Source organism: Streptomyces phaeochromogenes (assembly GCF_001418655.1).
In the GTDB taxonomy this organism is placed as follows: domain Bacteria; phylum Actinomycetota; class Actinomycetes; order Streptomycetales; family Streptomycetaceae; genus Streptomyces; species Streptomyces phaeochromogenes.
Genome location: NZ_LIQZ01000678.1, coordinates 1 through 424, shown reverse-complemented (window position 1 = coordinate 424; position 424 = coordinate 1). Strand labels below are relative to the sequence as shown.

The 424-nt window shown below is 68.9% G+C and carries 1 pseudogene; it reads right to left on the bottom strand.

What is annotated here, in order from left to right:
• Nucleotides 1-223: pseudogene (locus AOK17_RS53425) on the bottom strand (hypothetical protein); the annotation flags it as partial.
• Between the last annotated feature and the right edge of the window lie 201 nt (nucleotides 224-424).

Here is a 424-nt window from a genome sequence, read left to right as displayed (position 1 = left end):
CGTCACCGCCACCCGGCGGCGTCTCCGGCGGCTGCGGCACACCGGGCGCGGTCCAACCGGGCTGCCCCGGCTGCGTGTACGGGTTGGGCGTCTGAGCTCCGGGCTGCTGGAATCCGGGTTGCTGATACGGATTCGGCTGCTGGTACCCCGGCTGCTGGTACGGGTTCTGGTTCGGGTCCTGCGGGTTCTGCTCGCCCCCGGGCGGCTGGTTTCCTGGCCACATGGGCAGTAACCCTAGTGCTGCCCCGGACACGGTTGGGTCACCGCCCTTCGTCAGGGACGTACCGGATCGGGGCCCAGATGGGTCCTTATGGCGACGTACCATACCGACTGGGTGCCGCGGAAATTCTCGAACGCGAACATCCGCGCCCGGTCGGCGAGTTCCTCGGCGCTCGCGGCGATCACTTTTCGCCACTGGTCACGG